This is a genomic window from Pseudomonas sp. Irchel s3f19 (assembly GCF_900187555.1).
GTDB classification, from domain to species: domain Bacteria; phylum Pseudomonadota; class Gammaproteobacteria; order Pseudomonadales; family Pseudomonadaceae; genus Aquipseudomonas; species Aquipseudomonas capeferrum.
In genome coordinates, this window is sequence record NZ_FYDW01000010.1 from 165030 (window position 1) to 191819 (window position 26790).

Here is a 26790-nt window from a genome sequence, read left to right on the forward strand (position 1 = left end):
GCTGGTCTTTGCGCAAACGCCTGTTTTTGCTGGCCTTGAACTGTACGAAGGAATAAGCCAAACGCTTGAAATAGCGCTTGGATCCAACCATTCATCAAAAGCTTGTGCACAGAGTTATCCACAGGTTGTGCTGCGGCTAACGGTCGCGTTCTGCCAGGATGAGGATGTTGCGCGGGGTGAGTGGGTAGTCACAGAACAACCCGATGCGTACGGCATAACCCTGTTCTTCCAGAAACAGCGCACGGTCGAGTATCAGCCACAGTTCCAGCGGGCGGCGGAACAGGTTGCGCACACGTTCCAGGTTGCGCACTTCGGCCAGGCGCTGCCAGCCGGCGGCTTCCAGGGCAGCCCAGTCGGGGGTGCCGCTCAGGGGCACGTGCTTGAGCTCGGCCAGGCCCCGGCAGTACGCCTCGAAAGGCTTGTCCAGCCAGGCCACCGGCAGCGAGGGAGTGGGCAGGTAATCATCACACTGGCGCTGCTGGCGTTGCAGCAGATCGAAGCCCAGGCGGCGGGCCATCGAGGTGTCGCGTTGGCGACGCACGCGGGCGCCCGCGGTGACGGTTTCACTCAACGGCAAGCCCAGGTCGTCCAGCGACAAGTGCAGGCTGGAGGCTTGCGCGGCGGTGGATAACGCCTGGTACTGCTGGGCCTGGATGCGGTTGTAGCAGCAGGGGGCCACGGCCATCTGCCGGCAGCCTTGCTCGCTGGCCAGGTGCAGAAGGCGTACGTGCAGGTCGCCGCAGGCGTGCAGGGCGACCACGGTCTTGTCGCTATCCAGGTGGCCGGCGCTGTCTGCGGCCATGACATCCTGATGGATATGGTGTGCAGGCAGGTGGTGGTGGTCGCTCAGGGCCTGGCCCGCGGTCACGAGCTCGGCGTCGTATTCCAGGCAGGTCAGGTGCTGGCCGGGTTGCAGCAGGCGGCGACCGAGGTGGCCTTTACCAGAGCACCAGTCCAGCCAGTGCCGGGTTGGCGCGTTGAAGGCCAGCCGGCGGGTGAAGGCTTCGATCTGCTGCCATTTGCGGCCGGGCACGCCAACGTCGAGGCGGTGGGCGGCGGCTGGCAGGCCAGCGTCCGGGAGTGCGTCGAGGGTGCAGAGTTGCTGGGCTTGTTGGGCCAGTTGGGGGAAGGGGGCGGGCACGCCTTGCGTCACCCGTTCGGCTTCGGCGTCGTTCAGGCTGCATTGGCGCAAGTGGGCGGAGAGTGCGGGGTGTTCGGCTTCCCAGTCCAGGCGCAGAGCGGTGAATGGCCTGGGTTTCCACAGGTGCTGGTGCTCGGTCAGGAACTGGTCGAGGGCCTGGAAGCGGTCGCTGTGGGGGATGGAAGGTGGGGTCATGGTTGTTGTCGGCAGGGTTGGGGCTGCTGTGCAGCCCTTCGCGGGGCAAGCCCGCTCCTACAGGGTCGGAGCGGGGGTGAGGTCTAGCGCCCTTGGCAGGCGTCTACCCGCAACCAGCGCTCCAGCAGTTTGAAGCCCTGCACCAGGACAAACGAGATAACCAGGTAAAACACCCCGGCGGCAAAGAAGATCTCCACCGGCAGGTACGTCCGGGCGATGATGGTACGCGCCATGCCGGTCAGCTCCAGCAGGGTGACGGTACTGGCCAGGGCGCTGGCCTTGAGCATCAGGATCACCTCGTTGCTGTAGGCCGGCAGGCCGATCCGCGTGGCGCGCGGCAGCATGATGTAGATCAGGGTCTTGGTGCGCGACATGCCCAGTGCCCGTGCCGCTTCGATCTCACCCTTGGGGATCGACTGCAGCGCACCGCGCAGAATCTCGGCGATATAGGCGGCCGTGTGCAGGGTCATGGTCAGCACGGTGCACCAGAACGGATCGCGCAGGTAAGGCCACAACGCACTGCTGCGCACCGCCTCGAACTGGGCCAGGCCGTAATAGACCAGGAACAGCTGCACCAGCAACGGCGTACCGCGGAAGAAGAAAATGTAGCTGAACGGCACGGCGCGCACGTACCAGTGCCGCGACGAGCGGGCGATGCCCAGCGGGATGGCCAGGATCAACCCGGCAACCACGGCAATGGCCACCAGCTCCAGGGTCAGGGTCGCACCCTGGGCCAGGCGTGGCAGCCATTTGATGATGACTTCCCAATTCATTGTTCGGCCCTCGCAAAGCCGCGAGCGGCGCGTTTTTCCATGAAGTACATGCCGGTCATGGCGACGACGGTCAAGCCCAGGTAGATGCAGGCCGCAACCATGTAGAAGGTGAACGGCTCCTTGGTCATGGTCACGCCGATTTGCGCGTGGCGCATGATTTCTTCAAGGCCGATGACCGATACCAGCGCGGTGTCCTTCATCAGGATCATGAACAGGTTGCCCAGGCCGGGCAGGGCGATGCGCCACATCTGCGGCAGGATGATGCGCGAGAGGATGCGCGCCTTGGACAAGCCCAGTGCCAGGCCCGCCTCACGGTGCCCCTTGGGGATCGCCAGGATGGCGCCGCGGAACACCTCGGTGGCGTAGGCGCCGAAGCACAGGCCGAGGGCGATGACGCCGGCAGCGAAGGCGCTGAGCTCAAGGCCCGGCATGTTGAGCGCTTCGCCGATGCTGTTCATCAGGCCGACGGTGCCGAAATAGATAAGCAGGACCCAGAGCAGTTCGGGCACGCCGCGAACCAGGGTCGAGTAGAAGCCGCCAAGCCATTGCAGCGGCTTGACCGGGGAAGTCTTGGCCAGGGCACCGAGCAGGCCCAGGACCAGCCCCAGCAGCAAGGCGCAGAGCGCCAGTTTTACGGTCATCAAGGTGCCAGCCGCCAGGGCCGGACCGAATCCGTGCAGGTCGATATTCATGGGTAGGGTCGTTCTAGGGACCGGCACGCCGCAAGGGCGTGCCGGTCGGGGCGAATCAATAGATGCTGAACGGGAAGTACTTGTCGTTGATCTTTTTGTAGGTGCCGTCGGCGACAATTTCCTTCAGTGCGGCATTGAGCTTGTTACGCAGCTCATCGTCACCTTTGCGTACGGCAATGCCGACCTTGTCGCTGTCGTTCACCGGTTCGCCTTTGAACTCGAAGTTTTTGCCAGCGGCAGACTTCAGCCAGTCGTAGTTGGCGTACTTGTCGGCGAGGATGGCGTCGAGGCGGCCAGAGGTCAGGTCCAGGTAGGCGTTTTCCTGGCCATCGTACAGGTTGACCTTGAACTCGTTGTCCATGCCGCCGTTGTCGTCCAGCCAGGTCGCGGCCTGGGTGGCGCGCTGGGTACCGATGGTCTTGCCCTTGAGCGAGGCGCGGTCGGTCTTGAAGTCGACGTTTTTCGGTGCGATGAACTGCTGCTTGTTCGAGTAGTACGGGTCGGTGAAGTCGACGGCCTGCTTGCGCTCGTCGGTGATCGACAGCGAGGAGATCAGGAAGTCGAACTTCTTGGCGTTCAACGCCGGGATGATGCCGTCCCAGTCAGAGGTGACCACTTCGCATTCGACTTTCATCTTGGCGCACAGTGCGTCGCCGATGTCTTTGTCAAAGCCGACCACCTGGCCGCTGGCATCCTTGTTGTTGAACGGCGGGTAGGCCGCCTCGATGCCCATTTTGAGTTTTTCGGCTGCCATGGCATTTGCCGAGAACACCAGGGTGGCGGCAGCGGCCAGGAGGAATTTCTTATAGGTCTGCATTCGTGTTGCTCCGTTAGCGGTGGCTGGACATGAATTGCTTGCAACGCGCCGAGGTCGGGTTCTCGAAGACCTGCTGCGGCGATCCTTGCTCTTCAACCAGGCCCTGGTGCAGGAAAACCACTTCACTGGACACCTGGCGGGCAAAGTTCATCTCGTGCGTCACCAGCAGCATGGTACGGCCTTCTTCGGCCAATGCGCGGATAACGTTTAGCACTTCCTGGACCATTTCCGGATCGAGCGCCGAGGTCGGCTCGTCGAACAGGATGACCTTGGGCCTCATGGCCAAGGTACGGGCAATGGCGGCGCGCTGTTGCTGGCCACCGGAAAGCTGGGCGGGGTAGCTGTGGCGCTTGTCGTAGATGCCAACCTTGTTCAGCAAGGCTTCTGCGGCTTCGATGGCCTCGGCCTTGCTTTGGCCGAGCACGCGGCGCGGGGCCTCGATGATGTTGTCGAGGATCGACATGTGCGGCCACAGGTTGAAGTTTTGGAAGACGAAGCCGATCTCGCTGCGCAGGCGGTTGATCTGGCGGTTGTCGGCGGCGATCAGGTCACCGTTTTTGGCGGCCTTGAGCTTGAGCGATTCGCCGGCGACCAGGATTTCGCCCTGGTGCGGGTTTTCGAGCAGGTTGATGCAGCGCAGCAAAGTGGACTTGCCGGAACCGGACGACCCCAGGATGGAGATCACGTCACCATCGCGCGCGGTCAGCGAAATGCCCTTGAGAATTTCCTGCTCGCCGTAGCGTTTGTGCAGATTGCGGATTTCCAGCGCGGGCGTGGCCTGGGCCATGTGCGGTCCTCATGTGTTCGGGTGCGTTCCCAGCTGTTGGCGGCCTTCCTGGCGTGCGCCAAGCTAGCATAGCGGCATTAGGCGGCCAACAGGGTCGCTAGGGGCTCGGGTCGCTGTCGGGGCAGATTGTCGCATCGCTGCAGTGCAACGTCGCGAGGATGACCGCGAAGGTCTAGCCCAACACCAGAGCCTTGATGAAAAAAGGCGCGATGGTGCCAGCTTTGGCCCGCTCTTGGAAGCGGTTTTGGACCATTCGCGGGTAAACCCGCCGGCACAGGGCTGGTAATCGGTTTACCTGCAAAAGGGTCAACGTGGGTAATGGGTTGTACCTTAAGGTTGTACTTTTTTGCATTGCAACGGTGCAAAGGTGTTACCTGGGAGCACCTTTGGTGCGTTTGTAAGTGGGTATTTCCGTAATCCCGACTTGGAAGGTGGTTTTGGCGACCTTTCGGTCAAAGCATGGCCGAAAGCCCTGCAAGCCGCGCCCTTAATGGTTGCCAGAGATTTCTGACGAATGCATTCAGCAACTGGCTCGCTTATTGCCACTGGGAAACCGCCGATTGCAGCGACGCCTAAATAACCCCAGGCGCGCTTCGTTCCCGTAGTCGGCGTGGTCCACTCCTTACAAAGGTAGTTTTATGAGCGGTAACAATTCCAACGACCTCGCTCAGGGGCTCAAATCGCGGCATGTCACCATGCTGTCCATCGCTGGCGTAATTGGCGCCGGTCTGTTCGTGGGTTCCGGCCACGCCATTGCGGCCGCAGGGCCTGCCGTACTGATGGCCTACGCGGCTGCCGGTACGCTGGTGGTGCTGGTCATGCGCATGCTGGGCGAAATGGCCATTGCCTCGCCTGACACGGGCTCCTTCTCGACGTATGCCGACCGCGCCATCGGGCGTTGGGCCGGCTTCACCATCGGCTGGCTGTACTGGTGGTTCTGGGTGTTGGTGATCCCGCTGGAAGCCAACGCGGCCGCAGCCATTCTGCATGCCTGGTTCCCTGCTGTTGATCTGTGGGCCTTCTCCTTGATCATCACGCTGGTGCTGACCCTGACCAACTTGTGCAGCGTGAAGAACTACGGCGAGTTCGAATTCTGGTTCGCCCTGCTCAAGGTGCTGGCGATCATCGGCTTCATCGTGGTGGGCTGCGTGGCCATGTTCGGCCTGGCGCCGGGCAGCCAGGTGAGCGGTGTCAGCCACCTGTTCGACACCCAGGGCTTCATGCCCAACGGCTTGGGCGCGGTGCTGGCCGCCATGCTGACCACCATGTTCTCGTTCATGGGCACCGAAATCGTCACCATCGCCGCTGCCGAGTCCAAGGACCCGGGCAAGCAGATCAGCCGCGCCACCAACTCGGTGATCTGGCGTATCTGTCTGTTCTACCTGGTGTCGATCTTCCTGGTCGTGGCGCTGGTGCCGTGGAACGACCCGGCCCTGGCGGAACTGGGTTCCTACCAGACCGTGCTGAGCCGCATCGGCGTGCCGAATGCCAAGCTGATCGTCGACATCGTCGTGCTGATCGCCGTGACCAGTTGCCTCAACTCGGCGCTGTACACCTCTTCGCGCATGCTGTTCTCGCTGAGCAAACGTGGCGATGCGCCGGCTGTTGCACAGCGCACCACCAAGGCGGGCACCCCGCACTGGGCGGTACTGTTGTCCACTGCCGCGGCCTTCCTCTGCGTGTTCGCCAACTTCGTTGCGCCGGCCCAGGTGTTCGAGTTCCTGCTGGCCAGCTCCGGCGCCATCGCGCTGCTGGTGTACCTGGTGATCGCTATTTCGCAACTGCGCATGCGCAGCCAGCGTGAAGCGCGTGGCGAGAAGATCGACTTCAAGATGTGGCTGTTCCCGGGCCTGACCTGGGCGACCATTGCCTTCATCATTGCGGTGCTGGTGGTGATGGGGCTGCGTGAAGATCACCGTGCCGAGATCATCGCGACTGCCTTGCTGAGCATTGGTGTGGTGGCCGCAGGGCTGCTGGTGCATCGCAAGCGCGAAGCGGCTGGGCGGGTGGCGCTGGATAACTGATCTGCGCTGCTATGAATGAAAAGGCCGCGCCCTGTGTTGGGTGCGGCCTTTTTGTTTGTCTGGCCTTTTCGCAGGTCAGCCGTACAGCTTCTGCTGTTGCTTGGCCACCACTTCGGAAGCGGTGATATAGGCTTCCTGGAACGCGTCGCTTTCCAGCCAGGCCATGGTGGTGTCTTCGTCGGCGCCATCGAGCCAGGTGCGGTAGGCGGTAAACACCAGCACGATGTAGTCGGTGGCGTGCTCTTCCTTGTGGCCTTTGAGTACCAGGGTCAGCAGCGGGTCGACCAGGAACACCGAGATCATCGCGACCAGGCTGGTTTCCTGTGCCGCCTTCATCTTGTCGAACAGCTCTTTGTAGCTGTCCGACTCCATGGCCTTGTTGAACACCTGCTCGATGCTGGCGCTGTCACCGGCGCTGGCCTTGACCGTCTGGCCGCTGCGCACCATGCGGTTCTGCTTGGCCTTGCTGGCGGCGCGTTTGGCGCGTTTCTGTTGCTTGGTAGGGGTGGCCATGGGTAGGTCCTTGGGGGTGCCTGAAAAAGTGCGCGTATTGAATCGTACTTGCCTGCGAAACCCAAGCGGCAAGCGAGGGTCCTAGGCAGGTTGCCGGATGTCCGGTACCCACTCATGAGGAATTCACGGATGAAAACAGCGATCTCGCTTGGCCTGCTGGCTGTGGCGCTGTCCGGCTGCGGCAACATTGCCGCCGTCAAGTCGTTCAACACCCCGTATGGCTCGCCGACGTCGGGCGATACCGCACGCCTGCGGGTGATTGCCGATGGCATGGTGCGCGCTGTGCCGGGCAAGGATTGCGTCGACTGGTACAGCCCCGGGGCAGGGGTGATTGCAGTGCCCAAGGAGGGCTTTGCCGACCGCAATGGCGAAACCCTGGGCATGCCTGCCAGCGCCCCTGTGGCGGCGGGCGATGCGGTCAGCGAAGTGCTGGTGCCGGCCGGCAAACCGTTCACCTTGCACTTTCTCGACGGCGGGCGCAGTAGCTACAACAGCGTCACCAATTGCCTGGGCATGTTCTATTTCGTGCCGCAAAAAGGCGCCGATTACGAAGTGGTGGTGCGCGGCTACAACGCTTGTGGCGTCGAGCTGCGCCAGCTGGGCGTAGAGCAGCCGGTGAAGACCACCAAGGCTGAATACTGCAGCGCCATGGCCAACTTCTGATTGCCCCTTTCAGTGGGCGGTGGCTGGCGCCTCGTCCTCTTCGAAGTCGCGTGATGCGCGCCCTACCAGCATGGGGTCCGGGGCATGTGCCACAGCCGAGTCCTTGCCCGGGTAATCCAGCGAATGCAGGAAGTGGCGGATGCAGTTGATGCGTGCGCGCTTCTTGTCATCGGACTTGATCACCGTCCATGGCGCATCGGCCGTATCGGTATGGAAGAACATCGCCTCCTTGGCTGCGGTGTAGTCGTCCCACTTATCCAGCGACTTGATGTCGATGGGCGACAGCTTCCAGTGCTTGAGCGGGTCGTCGCGGCGTGAGATGAAGCGCCGTAGCTGTTCCTCGCGGTTCACCGAGAACCAGTACTTGAACAGCAGGATGCCGCTGTTGCACAGCATGCGCTCAAGGTCGGGTGCCTGGCGCATGAACTCCAGGTACTGCAGCGGGGTGCAGAAGTCCATCACCTTCTCGACCCCGGCGCGGTTGTACCAGGAGCGGTCGAAGAAGACCATTTCACCCGCCGTCGGCAGGTGCTGGATGTAGCGCTGGAAGTACCACTGGCCTTTCTCTTGTTCGGAAGGCTTCTCCAGCGCGACGATCCGCGCGCCGCGCGGGTTGAGGTGCTCCATGAAACGCTTGATGGTGCCGCCTTTGCCCGCCGCGTCGCGGCCTTCGAACAGAATCACCACGCGCTGGCCGGTTTCTTTTACCCAGCTCTGCACCTTCAGCAGTTCGATCTGCAGGGCATGCTTGGTCTTCTCGTATTCCTGGCGGTGCAGGCGGGTGCGATACGGGTAGCTGGCAGGCAAGCGTGCGCGGGTGCTGTCTTCGTTGCTGCCTTTGGGTGCCGTGGCCACTTCAAGTGCGGCGGGTTGCTGGCTGATCCGGGTAATCGCGGGTTCGGGCTTGCGCTGACGTGGCCGGCGCGGGCGCGGCGCAGTGGGGGTGGGTTCGCTGGGGGCGGGGAGCAGGAGGGTGGATTCTTCGCTCATGGAAGTCCTTGCGGGTAGTCGAATGTCCACCTGGCATTTTAAGGGTGAGCGATGGGTGGCTTTTTGATGTTGGTCAACGTGGCGGTGGTGGCGGGTTGTGATATGCACGTTCCCCTAGAATTTTCTGCGCCTGTGAGATCGAGCGCTACAGATGCCATGACAAACCCGGCATCCCAAACTTTCGAGGCTCGCGAGCCGATCCTGACACAAAAATCGCAGACAACAAAAAACCCGCACTTGGCGGGTTTCTTGTTGTCGCTTCGGGTAACTTTGCAACCACCAGAAGCTGAAGGTGGTGCCCAGAGACGGAGTCGAACCGCCGACACGAGGATTTTCAATCCTCTGCTCTACCGACTGAGCTATCTGGGCGACGAGGTGAATTAAATAGATTTCCAGACCGTCCGTCAACGACTTTTTGAAAAAATTTTAAATTAATTCCGTCGCTTACGTTTTCTGGGGTCATTCGGCCGGCGGAACGTAGCCTTCCGCCTGGGCATAATCTTCGCCGGCGAAAAACTTGTCCATTTCGGCCTGGAGGAACTTGCGGTCCTCGCCATTCATCATGTTCAGGCGCTTTTCGTTGATCAGCATGGTCTGGTGCTTCTGCCAGTCGGCCCAGGCCTTCTGCGAGATGTGATCGAAGATGTCCTGGCCCTTGGCGCCGGGGTAGGGCGGGCGCTCCAGGCCTGGGAGTTCTTCTTTGTACTTGCGGCACATCACGGTGCGGGTCATCGGGCGTCTCCTGCAATCAGTTCGTCGGCCGCGCGTTTGAGCAATTTCTTGACCGGGGCGGCGAGGCCCAGGCGCGGCGGGGTGGCGAGGTTATACCAGAGCCAGTCGGGCTCGGCCACGTGCTGGCCGACCGGGTCGACCCGTACCAGCCAAGGTTCGATCGCCAGCTGGAAATGGCTGAAGGTGTGGGTCAGGCCATCCAGGGCCTGGCTGCCAGCCAGGCGCAGGCCGTGCTGGTAGGCGAGGTCGTCGAGCTGCTCGATGTTCTCAAGCTCCGGCAGGCTCCACAAACCGCCCCACAGGCCGCTGGAAGGGCGACGGTATAGCAGGATCGCGCCTTCGTGGTTGGCCAGCAGTGGCATCAGCGTCCGGCGTTGCGGCAGCGCCTTGCGTGGCTTGGGCTCTGGGTAGCGGGTTTCTTCGCCGTGCAGGTGCGCTTCGCAGCCACGCTGCAGCGGGCAGATCAGGCAGCTGGGCTTGCTGCGGGTACACAGCGTGGCGCCCATGTCCATCATCGCCTGGGTGTAGTGGTTGGCGCGTGTCAGCGGGGTGAAGCGCTCGGCGCTGGCCCACAGCTGGTTGGCCACCTTGGGCTCGCCAGGGTAGCCGGCCTGGGCGGTGTAGCGGGCCAACACGCGCTTGACGTTGCCGTCCAGGATCGGCGCGCGGATGCCCATGCTGATGCTGGCGATGGCACCGGCGGTGGAGCGGCCGATGCCCGGCAGTTCGGTCAGTTTCTCGACGCTGCGCGGAAACTCGCCGCCATGCTGCTCGACGACGATCTTCGCGGCCTTTTGCAGGTTGCGGGCGCGGGTGTAATAGCCCAGGCCCGTCCACAGGTGCAGCACCTCGTCCTCCGGCGCCTCGGCCAGCGCCTGCACGGTGGGCAGGGCCTGCATGAAGCGGTCGAAGTAGTTGAGCACGGTGCTGACCTGGGTCTGCTGCAGCATGATTTCCGACACCCACACCCGGTATGGGGTGATGCCCTGTTGCCAGGGCAGGTCGTGTCGGCCGTGCTCGTCATACCAGTCCAGCACGGCGCTGGAGAACTGCTCGGGGCTCATCGCTTGAACAGCCCCTTGAGCGCGTCTTTTACTTCCGGGCTCACTTTGTCTCCGAGTTTCTCTTCGAGTTTTTCATCGATCTTGTCTTTCAGGCGGTTGCCGGCCAGTTTCGCGGCGACCTTGCCCAGGCCATCCTGGTCCAGGCGGCAGGCCTTGGCGCCAAGCTCCAGTGGGCCGCGGCAGCGCAGCGGCACTTCAACACCGACATAGCGCTGGTTGACCTGGCAGGCCGGGTCCGGCATGGCACGCTGGTCGCCCTCGACGATCACGCCAACGTTGTAGTCCATGCCCAGTACGCGCAGGTCGACGTCGCCGTGGCCGTTGACGGTCAGGCCCGGGATGCGTGCCTTGAGGTCTGGGTTGCTGGCTACGCCATTGCGCACCACCAGGCTGCCGCGCAGTTCCTGGAAGGGCGTGTCCTTGCCGCGCGGCTCGCCGCTGAGCGCTTTGCGGTTGAGCGTGGCGATGGCCTGGCACAGTTGCTGTTCCAGGTTGGCATTGACCAGCACGCCGTCGTTGATGGTGAAGTTGGCGTTGCCATTGAGGGTATCGACCAGTGCCTTCTGGCTGTTGCCGGTGGCGGTCAGGTCGCTGGTCAGGGTCAGCAGGCCCTTGACCGGTGGCGTCTGCTCCTTGCCCTCGGTCTTGATGAAGTGCTCCACCGGTACCCGGTCGATCTTGGTACTGACGCCAAGCTGCGGCACGGCGGGGCGTACATCGACAGTGCCCTTGGCCTCGAAGGTGCCGTTGTACAGCTCGCCGCGCAGGGTCTGCAGGGTCACCAGGCCGCCTTGGCCGGTGGCCTTGAGCTGGGCGTCCTGAATGGGCAGTTTGTCCAGGGTCAGCGCGCCGAATGCCAGGTCGGCCTGCAGGTCGAGGGCGCGCAGGCGGTCCACCGGCAGCAGCTTGTCGTCACTCCAGGCGACCTGGGTCGGGGCGTTGGGCAGCGGTGAGCTGCCGGCACCGGCCACGGCGCTGGCTTCCTGTTGCTTGACCTCGGCCTGGCGGGCGGCGGTAGCGCCCTTGGCTTCTTCGCTCTTGGCCGGCAGGTAGCGGTCGGCGTCGAAGGTATCGGCCTTGAGTTGCAGGCGCAGGGCTTGCTTGGCGAAGTCTTCGACGGCTACGCGGCCGGTGAAGGTGCTGTCGTCCAGCTTCACCGCCAGGTCGGCCAGGGCCAGGCTGTTTGGTGTGCCCTGCAGGCGGGTGACCAGTTCCAGCTTGGTGAAGGCAGCCGGGTCGTTGGTGGCGGGCAGCGGGTGGCCGACGCCGTCGAGGAAGCTGCGCAGGTCGAACTGGGCGATGGACAGGCCGCCGCTCAGTTGCGGTGCCTTGTCCAGCTCGCGCAGGTTCAGCTCGCCCAGCGCACGCAGCTGGTTGGCCGAGATTTTCAGGCCGTTCCACGAGGCCACATTGGCCGCCAGGTCGACCAGCAGCTGGCCCTGGGCGGCGAAGGTCACGGTCTTGCCGGCCAGCGGTTCGCCCGAGGTTTCGCCCGACAAGCGCATGTCTTCGAAGTTGTAGCGCTTGAGCTTGCGATCGAAACGCAGCTCGCCGGCAAGCTCGGTGCGTGCCTTGATGTTCGGCTGGCTGGCACTCAGGAATGCACTGGCCTTGAGCGCAATGTTCGCCCCTTCGTGGACCGGGCCGGTGCTCAGCTGGATGCTTTCGGCGCTGTAGCTTTGCCCACTCTTGGCATCGGTGTACTGCACGCGGGCGTTGTTCACGGTCAGGCTGTCGATGTCGAGTTTGACCGCACGCTCGCTGCCGCTTTCGGCTTGTGCCGGTGCCTGCTCGGTCGACGGCTGGGCCGGTGTGGTGGCCGGCGCGTCGTTCTGAGCCGGCAATGGCTTGCCGATGTCTTCCCAGTTGCCGTGGCCGTGTTCGTCACGGGCCAGGGTCAGGTTCAGGCCTTCGACGCGCACATCGCTCATCTGCACCTCGCGGCGCAGCAGCGGCAGCACACGCACCGACAAACCGAGCATCTGCAGGTCGGCAAACGGCTCCTTGGGCTTGTTCAAGGTTGCGATGCTTGCTTCGTGCAGCTCCAGGCCCAGCCACGGGAACAGGCTCCAGCCGATATCACCGTTGAGGGTCAGCTCGACATGAGCCTTGTCGCGCGCCAGCTGGCGAATCTCGTCTTTATAGTCGTTGGGATCGAAGAGGTGGGTCAGGGCGAAGCCCAGCGCCACGATGATCAGCAGCAACCCGAGAAGCCCCAGTCCCAGGATTTTGCCGAACGCTTTCATGGGCGAGTCCTTGTAGTCCAGTTTGAAATTCAGCGGCAGAGTATAGCGCCGCAGTGCTTATATCTGCGTATCCGACAAGAGATACAGGGCATTTACCTACGAATGGCTCAGATTGTGCGGCTTTCGTCAGCCGGCCTCTTCGCGGAGGCAGCCCGCTCCCACAGGATTGGGCGAGCCCGCTCGTACCGTTTCAGCGACTGAAAAATCCACGATATCAGATTGCTTTCATGCCACCTGATGCTGGTAACCTTGCGCCGTTTTTTGTGTGCCCGCGACCCATTGTCGCGGTTCGCTTGCCCAGTCCAGGCCCAATAACAAAGGATCAAACCCATGAGCAGTACCGTCACGGCGGGCACCTTGGCCGGCGCGCCGAGCTTCCTGTCTAAGGAGCGCATCATCGCCCGCCCGGGCTTCAACCGCTGGCTGGTGCCACCGGCGGCCTTGGCTATCCACTTGTGTATCGGCATGGCCTACGGCTTTTCGGTGTTCTGGTTGCCGCTGTCGCAAGCCATCGGCATCACCGCCCCGGTCGCCTGCTCGGCCGACATGGGCTTCATCGCCCGCCTGTTCAGTGCCGAGTGTGACTGGCCGATTTCGATGCTGAGCTGGATCTACACGCTGTTCTTCGTGTTCCTCGGTTGCTCGGCGGCGGTGCTGGGTGGCTGGCTGGAACACGCCGGGCCGCGCAAGGCCGGGCTGGTATCGGCTGTGTGCTGGTGCGGCGGCATGCTGATTTCGGCGATTGGCGTGAAGACCCATCAGCTGTGGCTGATGTGGCTGGGCTCAGGCGTGATTGGTGGTATCGGCCTGGGCCTGGGTTACATCTCGCCGGTCTCGACCCTGATCAAGTGGTTCCCGGACAAACGCGGCATGGCCACGGGCATGGCGATCATGGGTTTCGGCGGCGGCGCGATGGTAGGTGCACCGCTGGCGACCGCGCTGATGGGCCACTTCGGCAGCACGCAGGATGTTGGCGTATGGCAGAGCTTCGTGGTCATGGCGGCGATCTACTTCGTGTTCATGTCGGCGGGCGCGCTGGGTTACCGCGTGCCACCGACCGGCTGGAAGCCCGAGGGCTGGACGGCGCCGGCGAAAAAGGCCGGCAATGGCATGGTCACCGACCGCCATGTGCACGTCAGCGTTGCCTGGAAAACCCCGCAGTTCGCACTGGTGTGGTTGGTGCTGTGCCTGAACGTCTCGGCGGGCATCGGTATTCTCGGCATGGCGTCGCCGCTGTTGCAGGAAGTGTTCGCCGGCAAGTTGCTGGGCAACGAGCTGCGTTTCAGCGAGTTGAATGCCGCGCAGCTGGCGCAGATTGCAGCGATCGCCGCAGGTTTCACCGGCTTGCTGAGCCTGTTCAACATCGGCGGGCGCTTCTTCTGGGCATCGTTCTCTGACTACATCGGGCGCAAAAACACCTACTTCGCCTTCTTCGCCCTGGGCGTTGGCCTCTACAGCCTGGTGCCGAACATGGGCCACCTGGGCAACGTGGCGCTGTTCGTGGCGGCGTTCTGCATCATCCTGTCGATGTACGGCGGTGGCTTTGCCACGGTGCCGGCGTACCTGGCCGACCTGTTCGGCACACAGATGGTCGGTGCGATTCATGGGCGCCTGCTGACCGCCTGGGCGGCGGCGGGTGTGCTTGGGCCGGTGCTGATCACCTACCTGCGTGAGTCTCAGCTGGCGGCGGGCGTGGAACGGGCGGCGGCTTACGACATGACCCTTTACATCCTCTCTGGGCTGCTGGTGCTGGGGTTCATCTGCAACATGCTGATTCGGCCGGTGGCAGACAAGTACTTCATGAGCGACGCGCAACTGGCTGCCGAACGTGCGTTGAGCCATGACAAGGGCGCTGATGGTGCGCGGTCGCTGGAGTGGCATGCGGCGCCCGGGAGCTTGCCGTGGGTACTGCTGGCTTGGGCGGCGGTGGTAGTGCCGTTGGCGTGGGGCGTGTGGATTACCCTGCAGAAGACGGCTGTGCTGTTCCATTGAGGGTGGGCCTGGGGCTGCAAAGCAGCCCCAGGATCCCTGCTTGTATAGACCTGTAACAGCATCCAGCGCCCGCAATTGCTTGCCCTGCCATATGTCATCCGCGTTTCAAGCTGGCGCGTTCTGGGCCTATAATGGAACCCTTTTCGCCCAATGATTTTGCGGAGCTGGTGATGGTCGAACGTAAGGCTTCCGTCGAGCGCAATACCCTGGAAACCCAGGTAAAGGCCTCGATCAACCTAGATGGCAGCGGCAAGGCCCGATTTGATATCGGTGTGCCTTTCCTTGAACACATGCTCGACCAGATCGCCCGGCATGGGCTGATCGATCTGGACATCGAGTGCAAGGGTGACCTGCACATCGACGATCACCATACCGTCGAAGACGTCGGTATCACCCTGGGCCAGGCATTCGCCCAGGCCATCGGTGACAAGAAAGGCATCCGCCGCTACGGCCACGCCTATGTCCCGCTGGATGAAGCGCTGTCGCGCGTGGTCATCGATTTTTCCGGCCGCCCAGGCCTGCAGATGCATGTGCCGTACACCCGCGCCAGCGTCGGCGGCTTCGATGTCGACCTGTTCCAGGAGTTCTTCCAGGGCTTCGTCAACCACGCCTTGGTGAGCCTGCACATCGACAACCTGCGTGGCCACAACACCCACCACCAGATCGAGACCGTGTTCAAGGCCTTCGGTCGCGCCCTGCGCATGGCCGTGGAGCTGGACGAGCGCATGGCCGGGCAGATGCCTTCCACCAAGGGATGCCTGTAAATGCAAACGGTAGCCGTAATCGACTATGGCATGGGCAACCTGCACTCGGTGGCCAAGGCACTCGAGCACGTCGGTGCTGGCAAAGTCCTGGTTACCAGCGACGCTGCGGTGATCCGCGAGGCCGACCGTGTGGTGTTCCCTGGCGTGGGTGCGATACGCGACTGCATGGCCGAAATCCGCCGCCTGGGCTTTGACAGCCTGGTGCGCGAGGTCAGCCAGGACCGCCCGTTCCTGGGCATCTGTGTCGGCATGCAAGCGCTGCTCGAACACAGCGAAGAAAACAACGGCGTCGACTGCATCGGCCTGTTCCCCGGCCAGGTGCGTTTCTTCGGCAAGGGCCTGCAAGAAGATGGCGAGCACCTGAAGGTGCCGCACATGGGCTGGAACGAAGTCAGCCAGACCATCCATCACCCGTTGTGGCACGACATCCCTGACCGCGCGCGCTTCTACTTCGTGCACAGCTACTACATCGATGCTGGCAAGCCGGCCCAGGTGGTCGGTCGCGGCCACTATGGCGTCGACTTCGCCGCCGCGCTGGCCGACGGTTCGCGCTTTGCCGTGCAGTTCCACCCGGAGAAGAGCCATACCCATGGCCTGCAGTTGCTGCAGAACTTCGTCGCCTGGGACGGGCGCTGGTAAATGAGCAGAGCGAAGACCAAGGCCCCGGTCATCACCCTGGCCGCCGAGCAGGAGCGCGAGGCGCTCGACACCCTCAAGCGCTTTCTCGAAGACCGTTTCGAGTTGCAGCTGGGCTCGTTCGAAGTGGCCGAGGTCCTCGACCTGTTCAGCAAAGAGATTGCACCCCATTACTACAACAGGGCGATTGCCGATGTTCAGCTGCACCTCAAGGAGCGGTTCGAGAGCATCGAGAGCGACCTGTGGGCACTCGAGAAGCCCTGAAACCCAACAAATAGACAGGTTCCCAAGATGCTGATTATCCCCGCTATCGATCTGAAGGACGGTGCTTGCGTGCGCCTGCGCCAGGGCCGCATGGAAGACTCCACGGTATTTTCCGACGACCCGGTGAGCATGGCCGCCAAGTGGGTCGAGGGTGGCTGCCGCCGCCTGCACCTGGTCGACCTCAACGGCGCCTTCGAAGGCCAGCCGGTCAACGGCGAAGTGGTGACCGCCATCGCCAAGCGTTACCCGACCCTGCCGATCCAGATCGGCGGCGGCATCCGCTCGCTGGAAACCATCGAGCACTACGTCAAGGCGGGTGTCAGCTACGTCATCATCGGCACCAAGGCGGTCAAGCAGCCAGCGTTCGTTGCCGAGGCCTGCAAGGCGTTCCCGGGCAAGGTCATCGTTGGCCTGGACGCCAAGGACGGCTTCGTTGCCACCGACGGCTGGGCTGAAGTCAGCACTGTTCAGGTCATCGACCTGGCCAAGCGCTTCGAGGCCGATGGTGTGTCGGCGATCGTCTATACCGACATCGCCAAGGACGGCATGATGCAGGGCTGCAACGTGCCCTTCACCAAAGCCCTGGCCGAAGCCACGCGCATTCCGGTGATCGCGTCCGGCGGCATCCACAACCTGGGCGATATCAAGGCCCTGCTGGACGCCAAGGCCCCAGGCATCATCGGCGCCATCACCGGCCGTGCCATCTACGAAGGCACCCTCGATGTCGCCGAGGCCCAGGCCTTCTGCGACAACTATTAAGAGCAGCGGCAAGCTGTAAGCTGTAAGCCGCAAGAGAAAGGCCAGACCGCGATAGGCTGTTCTCTTGCAGCTTGAAGCTCGAAGCTTGAAGCTGCCTTTCCAGGAGAAGTCATGGCTTTAGCTAAACGCATCATCCCTTGCCTGGACGTGGACAACGGCCGTGTGGTCAAGGGCGTCAAGTTCGAGAACATCCGTGATGCCGGCGACCCGGTGGAAATCGCCCGTCGCTACAACGAGCAGGGTGCCGACGAAATCACCTTCCTCGACATCACCGCCAGCGTCGATGGCCGCGATACCACGCTGCATACAGTCGAGCGCATGGCCAGCCAGGTGTTCATCCCGCTGACCGTGGGCGGTGGCGTGCGCACTGTGCAGGACATCCGTAACCTGCTCAACGCCGGTGCCGACAAGGTCTCGATCAACACCGCCGCAGTGTTCAACCCGGAGTTCGTGGGCGAGGCGGCAGACCGTTTCGGTTCGCAGTGCATCGTGGTCGCCATCGATGCCAAGAAGGTGTCCGCACCCGGTGAAGCACCGCGCTGGGAAATCTTCACCCACGGCGGGCGCAAGCCGACCGGGTTGGATGCCGTGGAGTGGGCGAAGAAGATGGAAGGCCTGGGTGCCGGCGAGATCCTGCTGACCAGCATGGACCAGGACGGCATGAAGAACGGCTTTGACCTGGGGGTTACCCGGGCCATCAGCGATGCGCTGGGGATTCCGGTGATTGCTTCGGGTGGGGTGGGTAACCTGCAGCACCTGGCTGACGGGATTGTGGAAGGGCATGCCAGTGCGGTGCTGGCGGCCAGTATCTTCCACTTTGGCGAGTACACGGTGCCGGAGGCCAAGGCCTACATGGCTTCGCGCGGGATCGTCGTTCGCTGATCCATTGATTGGGGCTGCTTTGCAGCCCATTCGCGGGGCAAGCCCGCTCCCACAGGTTCATGAGCAGCGCAGTCCCTGTAGGCGCGGCCTTGCGTCGCGAAAGGGCCGCACAGCGGCCCCAACAGCATCACCCGTGGTTCTTGCCCAACAACGCGTGATAAAGCTCGGTATCCCCAAGAATCCCCACCACCTTGTCGTTATCCTGCAGCACCAGCTTGTTGCCCGTCTGATAACGAATCTGCAGCGCCTCACGCATGCCGATATCGGCGTGCACCACCGTAGGCCTGCGCTCCAGCAGTTCTACATTCTGCCCTGGCGCCCAATTCTGCATATCCAGGCCGTTCTGGCCTTGGCGTGCACGTTTGAGCAAGCCGCCTTCGCCAATGTCCAGCCATGAGTCGATACCCGGGTCCAGGCACACCGACCCATTGACCCGTTTGCAGTTGTCCAGGCTGCGCATCAGGCTGCGCCCGCACAGCACGTTGAGCGGGTTGGTGTGGGCAACGAAGGTGCGCACATAGTCGTCCGCGGGGTTGAGCACGATCTCCTCGGGCTTGCTGTACTGGATGATCCGGCCGTCCTTCATGATCGCGATACGGCTGCCCAGTTTCAGCGCTTCGTCCAGGTCGTGGCTGACGAACACGATGGTCTTGTTCAGCTTGCGTTGCAGCTCCAGCAGTTCGTCCTGCAGGCCCTGGCGGATCAGCGGGTCGAGCGCCGAGAACGGTTCGTCCATCAGCAGGATGTCGGCATCCATCGCCAGTGCCCGGGCCAGGCCCACACGCTGCTGCATGCCACCCGACAGCTCATCGGGCTTCTTGTTGCGCCATTGGGTCAGGCCCACCAGTTCGAGCTTCTCGTCAACCAGCTTGCGCCGCTCCTTCTCTGGGCGGCCCTGCATCTCCAGGCCAAAGCTGATGTTCTCGCGCACGGTCAGCCAGGGCATCAGGGCGAACTTCTGGAACACCATGGCGATGCGCTTGGTGCGCATCATCTTCAGCTCTGCCGGGGTGCAGTGGGCAATGTCGATGTGCTTGCCTTCATGCTCGACGAACAGCTTGCCGCGGCTGACGGTGTTCAGGCCGTTGATGCAGCGCAGGAGGCTCGACTTGCCCGAACCGGACAAGCCCATGAGCACGCAGATCTCGCCTTTCTCGATGTCCAGGTTGGCTTTTTCGACACCCACCACCAGGCCGGTCTGCTTGAGGATCTGCTCACGGGTCTTGCCCTGGTCGAGCAGCGAAAGTGCCTCGCGCGGTTTATTGGAGAAGATGACGTCGACGTCTTCGAAACGAATGATGCTCATGCTTCACCCCTTACCGTGACTTCCGGTTGCTTGCAGATACGGTCGAGCATGATCGCCAGCAGCACGATCGCCAGGCCCGCTTCGAAGCCCAGGGAGATATCGGCGGTGTTCAGTGCGTTGACCACAGGTTTGCCCAGGCCATCGGCGCCCACCAGGGCCGCGATCACCACCATCGACAGCGACAGCATGATGCACTGGGTCACACCGGCGGCGATGCTCGGCATCGCGTGCGGCAGTTCGATGCGGGTCAGCAGCTGGCGACGCGAGCAGCCAAAGGCCTTGCCGGCGTCGAGCAGCTCTTGTGGCACATCGCAGATGCCCAGGTAGGTGAGGCGAATCGGCGCGGCAATGGCGAACACCACCGTCGAGATCAGCCCCGGGACCACGCCCAGGCCGAACAGGGTCAGGGTCGGGATCAGGTAAACGAAGGTGGGCACCGTCTGCATCAGGTCGAGCACCGGGCGCATGGCGGTATAGAACATCGGTTTATGCGCGGCGAGGATGCCCAGCGGCACACCGAAGGCCACGCAGACCACCGTGGCAAATGTCACCTGCGCCAGGGTTTCCATGGTCTCCTGCCAGTAGCCCAGGTTGAGGATCAGCAGGAACGACAGGGCGACGAATGCGGTCAGCGCCCACTTGCGCTGGATGAGGTGCGCCAGGGCGGCGAACAGGGCGATGAGGACGAATGGGTTGAACCAGGTCAGGGCGCTGGTGACGCCATGAATCATGAACTCCAGGCCTTGCGCGATAGCGTCGAAGTAATCGGCGCCATTCTGGGTCAGCCATTCGACGAACGACGCGATGTACTGGCCCAGGGGTATTTTCTGATCGATAAGCATGATAGCGAGCTTCCACCTGCAAAGATTGAAATCAGTCCGGGGCGGGCACGGTCCCGCCCCGAGGTAGCGCTATTGCGTGGTTCGTTATTGCGCGAGCTTGGCCTTGGCCGCCTCAAGGCCGGGTTTGCCATCAACGGTGGTCACGCCGGCCAGCCAGGTATCCAGCTTGCCGGGGTTGTCTTTGAGCCACTTCTTGGCGGCTGCTTCGGGTTTCATCTTGTCGTCCAGGACATAGCCCATCATGGTGCTTTCATCCTTGAGCTCGAACGACAGGTTCTTGAGCAGTTGGCCAACGTTGCTGCATTCCTGCACGTAGCCCTTGCGGGTGTTGGTCAATACGGTTGCCTTGCCGAAATCGGGGCCAAAGTAGTCGTCCCCGCCGGTCAGGTACTGCATCTTGAAGCGGGTGTTCATCGGGTGCGGTTCCCAGCCCAGGAACACCAACGACTCGCCACGTTTCTGCGCCCGGTCAACCTGCGACAGCATGCCTGCTTCGCTGGATTGCACGATCTTGAAACCGGCGTCCTTCAGGCCGAAGGCGTTCTTGTCGATCATGCTCTGGATGGTGCGGTTGCCGTCGTTGCCCGGTTCGATGCCGTAGATCTTGCCGTCCAGTTCCTGCTTGAACTTGGGGATGTCGGCAAAATCCTTCAGGCCCTTGTCGTACAGCGCCTGGGGTACGGCCAGGGTGTACTTGGCGTTTTCCAGGTTGGCGCGCACGGTCTCGACGGTGCCGGCGTCGCGGTACTGCTTGATGTCGTTCTCCATGGTCGGCATCCAGTTGCCGAGAAACACGTCCAGGTCCTTGCCGGTGGCCAGCGACTTGTAGGTCACCGGTACCGAGATCATGGTGGTGTGGGTCTTGTAACCCAGGGCTTCGAGCACAACGCTTGTGGTGGCTGTCGTCACGGTGATGTCGGTCCAGCCGACATCGGAAAAACGTACCGTCTGGCACTGCTCAGGCTCGGCGGCCTGGGCCAGTATCGGTGCGGACAACAACGCAACCAGCAACAGCGAGGGTGAACCTTTCATGGATGGACTCCTGAGATTTTGTCTTCGGGTTCGCATGGGTCGCCGGGCTTTCTGAAGGTCCGGTCGACCAGGCCTGCAGAGGGCAGGTTGCGTGGCCGTGCTTTACGAGTCGCTTTCGATAATCCTCCAGCGCCGGGCAATCGCCTACTGGTGGGGTCGTATCCAGTACGCAACGGGTCGTATCCAGTACGGGCGATGTCGCATATGGATTTTTCCACCCCCTCGGCCGCGTTTTTGCGTCACCCGGCCACTGGAAAGCGGCGTAATGGTGGCAGCACCTCAGGTAAAAACAGCGCGGCGCAGCTGGACAAAAGTACGTCGGTTGCAGACGGCGAGGGGGTAGGCAAAAGCCCGATGATGCGTGCATTCATGGCGGCTCGCAGCTTCAGCCTAGCAGTTGCCCCGCCCTGCGCATGGCGCGCAGAGACAAGCCCAGCAAGAGGTGATTCGACAATGGCCATCAGCGTGTTCGACCTGTTCAAGATCGGTGTCGGGCCTTCCAGCTCCCACACCGTCGGCCCCATGCGTGCTGGCGCTCTGTTTGTCCAGGGGCTGCGTGAGCGCGGCGAACTGGAACAGGTCAAGCGCATCGAGGTGCGGCTCTACGGTTCACTCTCGGCCACCGGCATCGGCCACGGTACCGACAACGCCACCATCATGGGCCTGATGGGCGACTGGCCTGACGCTATCGACCCGACCCAGATCGTCCCACGCATTGCCGACCTGCGCGAAACCAACACCCTGCTGCTGGACGGCCGGCTGCCCATCGAGTTCGTCTGGGCCCGCGACATGCTGCTGCTGGACGAGAACCTGCCGTACCACCCCAATGCCATGACCCTGGTCGCCGAGGGCGCGCAGGGCGAGCTGCACCGTGACACCTACTACTCGGTAGGTGGCGGTTTCGTGGTGGATGCCGCCCAGGCCGCCAGTGGCGTGCTGGATGCCGACCAGACGGTGTTGCCTTACGATTTCAACAGCGCCGACGAGCTGCTGCGGCTGTGCAAGCAAAACGACCTCAGCGTGTCGCAATTGATGATGGCCAACGAGAAGGTCTGGCGCACCGAGGCAGAGATCCACGCCGGCCTGCGCACGCTCTGGCAAGCCATGCAGGACTGCGTCAGCAACGGCTTGAAGTACGAAGGCACGCTGCCCGGTGGCCTCAACGTACGCCGCCGCGCCGCCAAGCTGCACCGCAGTTTGCAGGAGGTCGGCAAACCGAATGTAATCGGCTCGACGCTGAGCGCCATGGAGTGGGTCAACCTGTTCGCCCTGGCGGTCAACGAAGAGAACGCCGCCGGCGGGCGCATGGTCACCGCGCCTACCAACGGGGCGGCCGGCATCATCCCGGCAGTGTTGCACTACTACATGCGCTTCAGTGATGCGGTGGATGAGTCGAGTGTGACCGACTTCTTCCTCGGGGCCGCAGCGGTGGGCATCCTGTGCAAGAAGAACGCTTCGATTTCCGGTGCCGAAGTCGGCTGCCAGGGCGAGGTCGGTTCGGCATGCGCCATGGCTGCTGCAGGCCTTGCCCAAGTGTTGGGGGCCACGCCGGCACAACTGGAAAACGCCGCCGAAATCGCCCTGGAACACAACCTTGGGCTGACCTGCGACCCGGTCGGTGGCCTGGTGCAGGTGCCGTGCATCGAGCGCAACGCGATTGCTGCGGTGAAGGCAATCAACGCGGTGCAGATGGCCCTGCGCGGCGACGGCGAACACTTCATTTCGCTCGACCAGGTGATCCGCACCATGCGCGATACGGGCGCCGACATGCACGACAAGTACAAAGAGACTTCGCGTGGCGGCCTGGCCGTCAGCGCGATCGAATGCTGATGCGCTAATCTCGCTCTGATGGCAGCACGACGCCCCGTTATGGGGCGTTTGTGTATGACCGGCCGTCAGATGTCGCGATGAGTGTGGGCATTGTCGGTGACACTTAAGAGTGTCGTTTCTGGGCAACCCCCGGGGCATCTGTCACCAAAGTGCTCAGCAGTTACACGTAGCACGCCTAGTACGCCGGTTCTGGAAGTTTGACCGGCGTGATCGAAGGGCCTGATTTGCCTGATGAAGGCGTCGTTTTCAGGTTTTTTCGGATAGCCGTTCAAGTTCCGGCACGGCGTTTGCGTTGTGTTTGGTTACAAGCCCCTGCAACACGAAACAGGGGCCATAACAAGAAATCAGTGCCCGCCTGAGGCACACCCTGCATTTGTGTGAGGAGAAATCGCGATGACGTCGTACACCTCCGGGACCCCAACCCAGAACCGCACAGCCCCCCAGTCCATCGGGTTTCTTCTACTGGACAACTTCACCCTCATTTCCCTGGCATCGGCCGTCGAGCCGCTGCGCATGGCCAACCAGCTTTCTGGCCGCGAGCTTTACCGCTGGCACACCCTGACCGTCGATGGCGGCCAGGTCTGGGCCAGCGATGGCCTGCAGATCACCCCCGATGCGGCCATGCACAGCGCACCGCCAATCGACACGGTGATCGTCTGCGGTGGCGTCGGCATCCAGCGCACCGTCACCCGTGAACACGTCACCTGGCTACAGGCGCAGGCCCGTCAGTCGCGTCGCCTGGGCGCCGTGTGCACCGGCAGTTGGGCACTGGCCTGCGCCGGGCTGCTCGACGGTTTCGATTGCAGCGTGCACTGGGAATGCCTGGCGGCCATGCAGGAGGCCTACCCGCGGGTGAACATGAGCACCCGTTTGTTCACCCTCGACCGTAACCGCTTCACCAGCTCTGGCGGCACCGCGCCGCTGGACATGATGCTGCACCTGATCAGCCGCGATCACGGCCGTGAGCTGTCGGCGGCGATTTCCGAGATGTTCGTCTACGAGCGCATTCGCAACGAGCAGGATCACCAGCGTGTGCCGCTCAAGCACATGCTCGGCACCAACCAGCCAAAGCTGCAGGAAATCGTCGCGCTGATGGAGGCCAACCTCGAGGAGCCGATCGACCTCGACGAATTGGCGGTGTATGTGGCGGTGTCGCGGCGCCAGCTCGAGCGGCTGTTCCAGAAGTACCTGCACTGCTCGCCGTCGCGCTACTACCTGAAGCTGCGCCTGATCCGCGCACGGCAGTTGCTCAAGCAGACGCCGATGTCGATCATCGAAGTGGCTTCGGTGTGCGGCTTTGTCTCCACGCCGCACTTCTCCAAGTGCTACCGCGAGTACTTTGGCATCCCGCCGCGTGATGAGCGCGTGGGCTCCAACACGGCCCAGCAGGTAGCGATGATGCCGATCCCGCAGGCCTTGACCTTGGCACCGCATAGCGGCCCGTTGGCGGCTTTGAGCCAGGCGCGCAACGAGTCGACGTTTGCCAGTGTAAGGCTCTGATACGGCACCGGCCCCTTCGCGTCGAATCGCCGCGAAGGGGCCGGTAGAGACCCTGCAAAGTGATGTTTCAGCCCCGGTTGTTGAAGCTCGCCAAGGCTGGCAATAGCTGTTTATCGATCGCCTGGCGCACCGCCGGCAGGATCGTCGCGCTCCCGGTATACATCTGCTCGACCATGCCCTTCAGTGCCCGTGCATTAGGCTCGGTCAAACCGCGCACCACCGCCTCGCAAGCCTGCTCGGCACTGGCCCCGGCGGGAATCTCGAAACCGCGCGCGCGCAAGTGGCCGGCGAGGTCGTCCTGATCAATCAAATCCGCATGCATCATGGCTGTTGTCCCTTTTATCGCTAAGAGAGTGCTGCTGTGATTTACGACCGATTCTGTGTCCCCTGCGACAGGGCCGCAACCACAGAATGTCGGCATGACTGCTTTGGCTAAGAACAGGTCGTTTACGGCTAAATCTCCCCGCCATGAAGTGCGCACACTCAAGCCATCTACCGCAACGGAGGGTTTGGTCACCCTCGCTCGTTCACAGTGGATGTTGCTCGCTCTTGGCCCCGGATGCTCACGGCTTTCCGGGGTTATTTTTTCCAGCGACCTGACAAATTTGCTAGTTGTCGGGCCCGCCAAATACCCCCTAAATGTTGCCAACTCTCACGCATCGAGGTGGCGTCATGAACACAGGGTTTTGTGCAGCGTTGTTAATAGTGCTGAGTACTTCGTTATTGGCAGGCTGTGTTTCTTCTTCCGCTCCGATCACGACGCCCGAAACCCAATCCCCTCTGTTGTTCGAAGTGGCCTCAGACGATCTGCAAACGCTCCAGAAGGCACCTGGCATCTATCCCTCTCTGGCCATGTTGCTGAACGACCCGTCTACTCAGCAAGTCCAGGCCATCAAGGTCAATGCTTCCTTGATATCCGCCCACACCAGGACGTTGCGCGTTCCGGTGGGCAACGACAAGACGATAGAGTTCACGTTGAGGCGTGCTGATCCGCCAGCCCCAGGTATGTCGGGTTGGGTAGGTGATGTGTCAACGCAACACAGTCAGGCTGCCACTTCCAGCTCGGGTGTTGATTTTGACCCTTTCACCTGGATATCTCTGGTCCGTGAGGGTGATCAACTGGTAGGCACCTTGCATGTGGACGGGCAGCTGTATCGTTTGGAGTCTGTGGGGGCTGGGCATCATGTTTTGGTTAAGGTAGATGAGGCCAAATTGCCGCCTGAAACCGATGCTATTGCAAACTTGGATAATCGGGTTCTGGGTGAGTCCGTGGGCAAGCCGGCGCAATCAGCGCACAGCGTAATTCGTGTGCTTTTTTTCACCACCAATGAGCGCCGCAGGGTAACGCCCACCTACAGAGCGCAATTGGCGCAGGGCATGCAGAACGCAAATCAGGCGATGATCAATTCTCGGGTTCCGATTACCTTTGAACTTGCAGGCTTTATTGACCCCGATTACGCCGAAGGCAATAAAACGGGGGGAGAGCAGTTTGCAGACTTCAGGACCGCCGGTCGTGAATTGAACCGACAGGTTGTGACCGCACGCGAACGCCTCCGTGCCGATTTGGTAAGTTTATATACGTCTTACGCCGGGACAGGTGGCGAAGTCGCCGGCGGCGGTTACTCTATCGTAGGCCACCCGCAGGTACTGGCTCATGAATTCGGTCACCATTTGGGCGCTGGGCATGGTTGGGGGGGCAACCCAGGCGCTGGCTACAATCATGGTTATGCTCATGACAATCCGAAATTTCATACGATCATGGTGACGACCTGGGGCGCAATTCCCTATTTTTCCAACCCCATGCTTTATTACGACGGCGTGAGGATGGGGACGTTCGAACATCATGATGTCGCACGGGTTTTCAACGAGCGCAGAGAAGCGGTCGAGAATACCTATCCGCCGATGCCGGTCGTTGACGTTCAGGTAACCGTATTTGATAACTTTAATATGCAAGGTGACCGTTGCGCGTTCGCGTTACCTGCTGGGGTCCGTACCACGTTTATTGCGAACGTCTGTGGCTTGGCTTGGAATTACAAGGTTCGTTCGGTCAGCGTGCGCAACATCACGCCTGGAAAGACCCTGCGGGTTGGTAACGCGCTCGCCTGGCATACCTATGTAAGTCACTATTATATAGGTGACTTCGATATTCGTTCTCTCGCTAGTGTGGTGTTTCACAAATACCGCTGAAAATCTGAGCTAGGCTCTGTGGAAGCCAACTCTCCAAGGGCATCGACATGGGCCGACCAGCAACCGTCATTACCCTTTCCGAAACTGAAAAGTCGGAACTGCTACGCCGGATCAAACTTCGCAAAGGCGCTCAGGATGCCCGCCTGCGCGCAGAGATAA

At 62.0% G+C, this 26790-nt stretch carries 25 protein-coding genes and 1 tRNA gene; 11 read left to right on the forward strand and 15 right to left on the reverse strand.

What is annotated here, in order from left to right:
* Positions 1–136: 136 nt before the first annotated feature.
* From CKW22_RS20970 to CKW22_RS20990, 5 genes are all read right to left on the reverse strand, one after another.
* Positions 137–1336 carry a methyltransferase gene (locus CKW22_RS20970; RefSeq protein WP_095065005.1) on the reverse strand — a complete coding sequence of 400 codons (1200 nt, stop codon included), beginning with the start codon at positions 1334–1336 and terminating at the stop codon, positions 137–139.
* A gap of 83 nt (positions 1337–1419) precedes the next feature.
* Complete coding sequence (locus CKW22_RS20975) at positions 1420–2109, reverse strand: ABC transporter permease (protein ID WP_047582943.1); 690 nt, start codon at positions 2107–2109, stop codon at positions 1420–1422.
* Positions 2106–2801, reverse strand: a complete 696-nt coding sequence (locus CKW22_RS20980; RefSeq protein WP_033703191.1) for an ABC transporter permease — start codon at positions 2799–2801, stop codon at positions 2106–2108. The genes CKW22_RS20975 and CKW22_RS20980 overlap by 4 nt, the downstream gene beginning before the upstream one ends.
* Before the next feature lie 55 nt (positions 2802–2856).
* Positions 2857–3618: an ABC transporter substrate-binding protein gene (locus tag CKW22_RS20985; protein ID WP_033703190.1), complete on the reverse strand. Its 762-nt coding sequence runs from the start codon at positions 3616–3618 to the stop codon at positions 2857–2859.
* 13 nt (positions 3619–3631) lie between these two features.
* Positions 3632–4405 (reverse strand): ABC transporter ATP-binding protein, encoded by a 774-nt coding sequence (locus CKW22_RS20990; RefSeq protein ID WP_027917578.1) that lies wholly within the window; start codon positions 4403–4405, stop codon positions 3632–3634.
* 638 nt (positions 4406–5043) lie between these two features.
* Between CKW22_RS20990 and gabP the strand changes: the two genes are divergently transcribed.
* Positions 5044–6429, forward strand: coding sequence for a GABA permease (gene gabP / locus CKW22_RS20995; RefSeq protein WP_095065007.1), 1386 nt, complete (start codon positions 5044–5046; stop codon positions 6427–6429).
* Between the two features lie 75 nt (positions 6430–6504).
* On the opposite strand, the gene CKW22_RS21000 is transcribed toward gabP, so the two are convergent.
* Positions 6505–6942: a hypothetical protein gene (locus CKW22_RS21000; RefSeq protein WP_033703188.1), complete on the reverse strand. Its 438-nt coding sequence runs from the start codon at positions 6940–6942 to the stop codon at positions 6505–6507.
* 129 nt (positions 6943–7071) lie between these two features.
* Here CKW22_RS21000 and CKW22_RS21005 point away from each other — a divergent pair, with 129 nt between their 5' ends.
* Positions 7072–7605: a hypothetical protein gene (locus tag CKW22_RS21005; RefSeq protein WP_050506183.1), complete on the forward strand. Its 534-nt coding sequence runs from the start codon at positions 7072–7074 to the stop codon at positions 7603–7605.
* Between the two features lie 9 nt (positions 7606–7614).
* Here the strand turns inward: CKW22_RS21005 and ppk2 are convergent, their stop codons facing one another.
* The 5 genes from ppk2 to CKW22_RS21030 form a co-directional block, all read right to left on the reverse strand.
* Positions 7615–8595 carry a polyphosphate kinase 2 gene (gene ppk2 / locus CKW22_RS21010; protein WP_095065008.1) on the reverse strand — a complete coding sequence of 327 codons (981 nt, stop codon included), beginning with the start codon at positions 8593–8595 and terminating at the stop codon, positions 7615–7617.
* 293 nt (positions 8596–8888) lie between these two features.
* Positions 8889–8964 (reverse strand) — tRNA-Phe (locus tag CKW22_RS21015).
* A 90-nt stretch (positions 8965–9054) separates the two neighbouring features.
* Positions 9055–9327, reverse strand: coding sequence for an oxidative damage protection protein (locus CKW22_RS21020; RefSeq protein ID WP_033703186.1), 273 nt, complete (start codon positions 9325–9327; stop codon positions 9055–9057).
* Complete coding sequence (mutY, locus tag CKW22_RS21025) at positions 9324–10391, reverse strand: A/G-specific adenine glycosylase (protein ID WP_095065010.1); 1068 nt, start codon at positions 10389–10391, stop codon at positions 9324–9326. The genes CKW22_RS21020 and mutY overlap by 4 nt, the downstream gene beginning before the upstream one ends.
* Complete coding sequence (locus tag CKW22_RS21030; RefSeq protein ID WP_033703184.1) at positions 10388–12637, reverse strand: AsmA family protein; 2250 nt, start codon at positions 12635–12637, stop codon at positions 10388–10390. Before CKW22_RS21030 ends, mutY begins: the two co-directional genes overlap by 4 nt.
* Before the next feature lie 330 nt (positions 12638–12967).
* Here CKW22_RS21030 and CKW22_RS21035 point away from each other — a divergent pair, with 330 nt between their 5' ends.
* The 6 genes from CKW22_RS21035 to hisF all read left to right on the forward strand — a co-directional run bounded on the left by CKW22_RS21035 (position 12968) and on the right by hisF (position 17934).
* Positions 12968–14629: an OFA family MFS transporter gene (locus CKW22_RS21035; protein WP_095065012.1), complete on the forward strand. Its 1662-nt coding sequence runs from the start codon at positions 12968–12970 to the stop codon at positions 14627–14629.
* A 170-nt stretch (positions 14630–14799) separates the two neighbouring features.
* Complete coding sequence (gene hisB, locus CKW22_RS21040) at positions 14800–15393, forward strand: imidazoleglycerol-phosphate dehydratase HisB (RefSeq protein WP_033703340.1); 594 nt, start codon at positions 14800–14802, stop codon at positions 15391–15393.
* Positions 15394–16032 carry an imidazole glycerol phosphate synthase subunit HisH gene (hisH, locus tag CKW22_RS21045; RefSeq protein ID WP_033703182.1) on the forward strand — a complete coding sequence of 213 codons (639 nt, stop codon included), beginning with the start codon at positions 15394–15396 and terminating at the stop codon, positions 16030–16032. It begins immediately after the preceding gene.
* The gene (locus tag CKW22_RS21050) at positions 16033–16293 is read left to right on the forward strand and encodes a DUF2164 domain-containing protein (RefSeq protein WP_033703181.1); all 261 of its coding nucleotides are present in this window, start codon (positions 16033–16035) and stop codon (positions 16291–16293) included. It abuts the gene before it with no gap.
* A gap of 27 nt (positions 16294–16320) precedes the next feature.
* A complete protein-coding gene (gene hisA, locus CKW22_RS21055) occupies positions 16321–17052 on the forward strand; it encodes a 1-(5-phosphoribosyl)-5-[(5-phosphoribosylamino)methylideneamino]imidazole-4-carboxamide isomerase (protein WP_033703180.1) in 732 nt (243 codons plus the stop codon).
* A 111-nt stretch (positions 17053–17163) separates the two neighbouring features.
* On the forward strand, positions 17164–17934 hold the full coding sequence (gene hisF, locus CKW22_RS21060) for an imidazole glycerol phosphate synthase subunit HisF (RefSeq protein ID WP_033703179.1): 771 nt from the start codon (positions 17164–17166) through the stop codon (positions 17932–17934).
* Between the two features lie 127 nt (positions 17935–18061).
* Here the strand turns inward: hisF and choV are convergent, their stop codons facing one another.
* The 3 genes from choV to CKW22_RS21075 form a co-directional block, all read right to left on the reverse strand.
* A complete protein-coding gene (gene choV, locus CKW22_RS21065; protein ID WP_033703178.1) occupies positions 18062–19240 on the reverse strand; it encodes a choline ABC transporter ATP-binding protein in 1179 nt (392 codons plus the stop codon).
* Positions 19237–20085, reverse strand: a complete 849-nt coding sequence (gene choW, locus CKW22_RS21070; RefSeq protein ID WP_177326490.1) for a choline ABC transporter permease subunit — start codon at positions 20083–20085, stop codon at positions 19237–19239. The genes choV and choW overlap by 4 nt, the downstream gene beginning before the upstream one ends.
* Positions 20086–20166: 81 nt before the next feature.
* Positions 20167–21114, reverse strand: coding sequence for a choline ABC transporter substrate-binding protein (locus CKW22_RS21075; protein ID WP_033703176.1), 948 nt, complete (start codon positions 21112–21114; stop codon positions 20167–20169).
* A 453-nt stretch (positions 21115–21567) separates the two neighbouring features.
* Between CKW22_RS21075 and CKW22_RS21080 the strand changes: the two genes are divergently transcribed.
* Positions 21568–22944 carry an L-serine ammonia-lyase gene (locus CKW22_RS21080; protein ID WP_047582955.1) on the forward strand — a complete coding sequence of 459 codons (1377 nt, stop codon included), beginning with the start codon at positions 21568–21570 and terminating at the stop codon, positions 22942–22944.
* A 393-nt stretch (positions 22945–23337) separates the two neighbouring features.
* On the forward strand, positions 23338–24444 hold the full coding sequence (locus CKW22_RS21085; RefSeq protein WP_033703174.1) for a GlxA family transcriptional regulator: 1107 nt from the start codon (positions 23338–23340) through the stop codon (positions 24442–24444).
* 67 nt (positions 24445–24511) lie between these two features.
* Here CKW22_RS21085 and CKW22_RS21090 read toward each other — a convergent pair whose 3' ends face one another.
* Positions 24512–24769, reverse strand: a complete 258-nt coding sequence (locus tag CKW22_RS21090; protein ID WP_033703173.1) for a hypothetical protein — start codon at positions 24767–24769, stop codon at positions 24512–24514.
* Positions 24770–25116: 347 nt separating this feature from the next.
* Between CKW22_RS21090 and CKW22_RS21095 the strand changes: the two genes are divergently transcribed.
* Entirely contained in the window at positions 25117–26631 is a 1515-nt protein-coding gene (locus CKW22_RS21095; protein ID WP_160015220.1) for a reprolysin-like metallopeptidase, read from the forward strand.
* Positions 26632–26790 lie beyond the last annotated feature (159 nt).

What these genes read in the sequence shown, in the direction of transcription:
- CKW22_RS20970 (WP_095065005.1), bottom strand. Translation starts at nt 1,336, where the DNA reads ATGACCCCACCTTCCATCCCCCACAGCGACCGCTTCCAGGCCCTCGAC.
- CKW22_RS20975 (WP_047582943.1), bottom strand. Translation starts at nt 2,109, where the DNA reads ATGAATTGGGAAGTCATCATCAAATGGCTGCCACGCCTGGCCCAGGGT.
- CKW22_RS20980 (WP_033703191.1), bottom strand. Translation starts at nt 2,801, where the DNA reads ATGAATATCGACCTGCACGGATTCGGTCCGGCCCTGGCGGCTGGCACC.
- CKW22_RS20985 (WP_033703190.1), bottom strand. Translation starts at nt 3,618, where the DNA reads ATGCAGACCTATAAGAAATTCCTCCTGGCCGCTGCCGCCACCCTGGTG.
- CKW22_RS20990 (WP_027917578.1), bottom strand. Translation starts at nt 4,405, where the DNA reads ATGGCCCAGGCCACGCCCGCGCTGGAAATCCGCAATCTGCACAAACGC.
- gabP (WP_095065007.1), top strand. Translation starts at nt 5,044, where the DNA reads ATGAGCGGTAACAATTCCAACGACCTCGCTCAGGGGCTCAAATCGCGG.
- CKW22_RS21000 (WP_033703188.1), bottom strand. Translation starts at nt 6,942, where the DNA reads ATGGCCACCCCTACCAAGCAACAGAAACGCGCCAAACGCGCCGCCAGC.
- CKW22_RS21005 (WP_050506183.1), top strand. Translation starts at nt 7,072, where the DNA reads ATGAAAACAGCGATCTCGCTTGGCCTGCTGGCTGTGGCGCTGTCCGGC.
- ppk2 (WP_095065008.1), bottom strand. Translation starts at nt 8,595, where the DNA reads ATGAGCGAAGAATCCACCCTCCTGCTCCCCGCCCCCAGCGAACCCACC.
- CKW22_RS21020 (WP_033703186.1), bottom strand. Translation starts at nt 9,327, where the DNA reads ATGACCCGCACCGTGATGTGCCGCAAGTACAAAGAAGAACTCCCAGGC.
- mutY (WP_095065010.1), bottom strand. Translation starts at nt 10,391, where the DNA reads ATGAGCCCCGAGCAGTTCTCCAGCGCCGTGCTGGACTGGTATGACGAG.
- CKW22_RS21030 (WP_033703184.1), bottom strand. Translation starts at nt 12,637, where the DNA reads ATGAAAGCGTTCGGCAAAATCCTGGGACTGGGGCTTCTCGGGTTGCTG.
- CKW22_RS21035 (WP_095065012.1), top strand. Translation starts at nt 12,968, where the DNA reads ATGAGCAGTACCGTCACGGCGGGCACCTTGGCCGGCGCGCCGAGCTTC.
- hisB (WP_033703340.1), top strand. Translation starts at nt 14,800, where the DNA reads ATGGTCGAACGTAAGGCTTCCGTCGAGCGCAATACCCTGGAAACCCAG.
- hisH (WP_033703182.1), top strand. Translation starts at nt 15,394, where the DNA reads ATGCAAACGGTAGCCGTAATCGACTATGGCATGGGCAACCTGCACTCG.
- CKW22_RS21050 (WP_033703181.1), top strand. Translation starts at nt 16,033, where the DNA reads ATGAGCAGAGCGAAGACCAAGGCCCCGGTCATCACCCTGGCCGCCGAG.
- hisA (WP_033703180.1), top strand. Translation starts at nt 16,321, where the DNA reads ATGCTGATTATCCCCGCTATCGATCTGAAGGACGGTGCTTGCGTGCGC.
- hisF (WP_033703179.1), top strand. Translation starts at nt 17,164, where the DNA reads ATGGCTTTAGCTAAACGCATCATCCCTTGCCTGGACGTGGACAACGGC.
- choV (WP_033703178.1), bottom strand. Translation starts at nt 19,240, where the DNA reads ATGAGCATCATTCGTTTCGAAGACGTCGACGTCATCTTCTCCAATAAA.
- CKW22_RS21075 (WP_033703176.1), bottom strand. Translation starts at nt 21,114, where the DNA reads ATGAAAGGTTCACCCTCGCTGTTGCTGGTTGCGTTGTTGTCCGCACCG.
- CKW22_RS21080 (WP_047582955.1), top strand. Translation starts at nt 21,568, where the DNA reads ATGGCCATCAGCGTGTTCGACCTGTTCAAGATCGGTGTCGGGCCTTCC.
- CKW22_RS21085 (WP_033703174.1), top strand. Translation starts at nt 23,338, where the DNA reads ATGACGTCGTACACCTCCGGGACCCCAACCCAGAACCGCACAGCCCCC.
- CKW22_RS21090 (WP_033703173.1), bottom strand. Translation starts at nt 24,769, where the DNA reads ATGATGCATGCGGATTTGATTGATCAGGACGACCTCGCCGGCCACTTG.
- CKW22_RS21095 (WP_160015220.1), top strand. Translation starts at nt 25,117, where the DNA reads ATGAACACAGGGTTTTGTGCAGCGTTGTTAATAGTGCTGAGTACTTCG.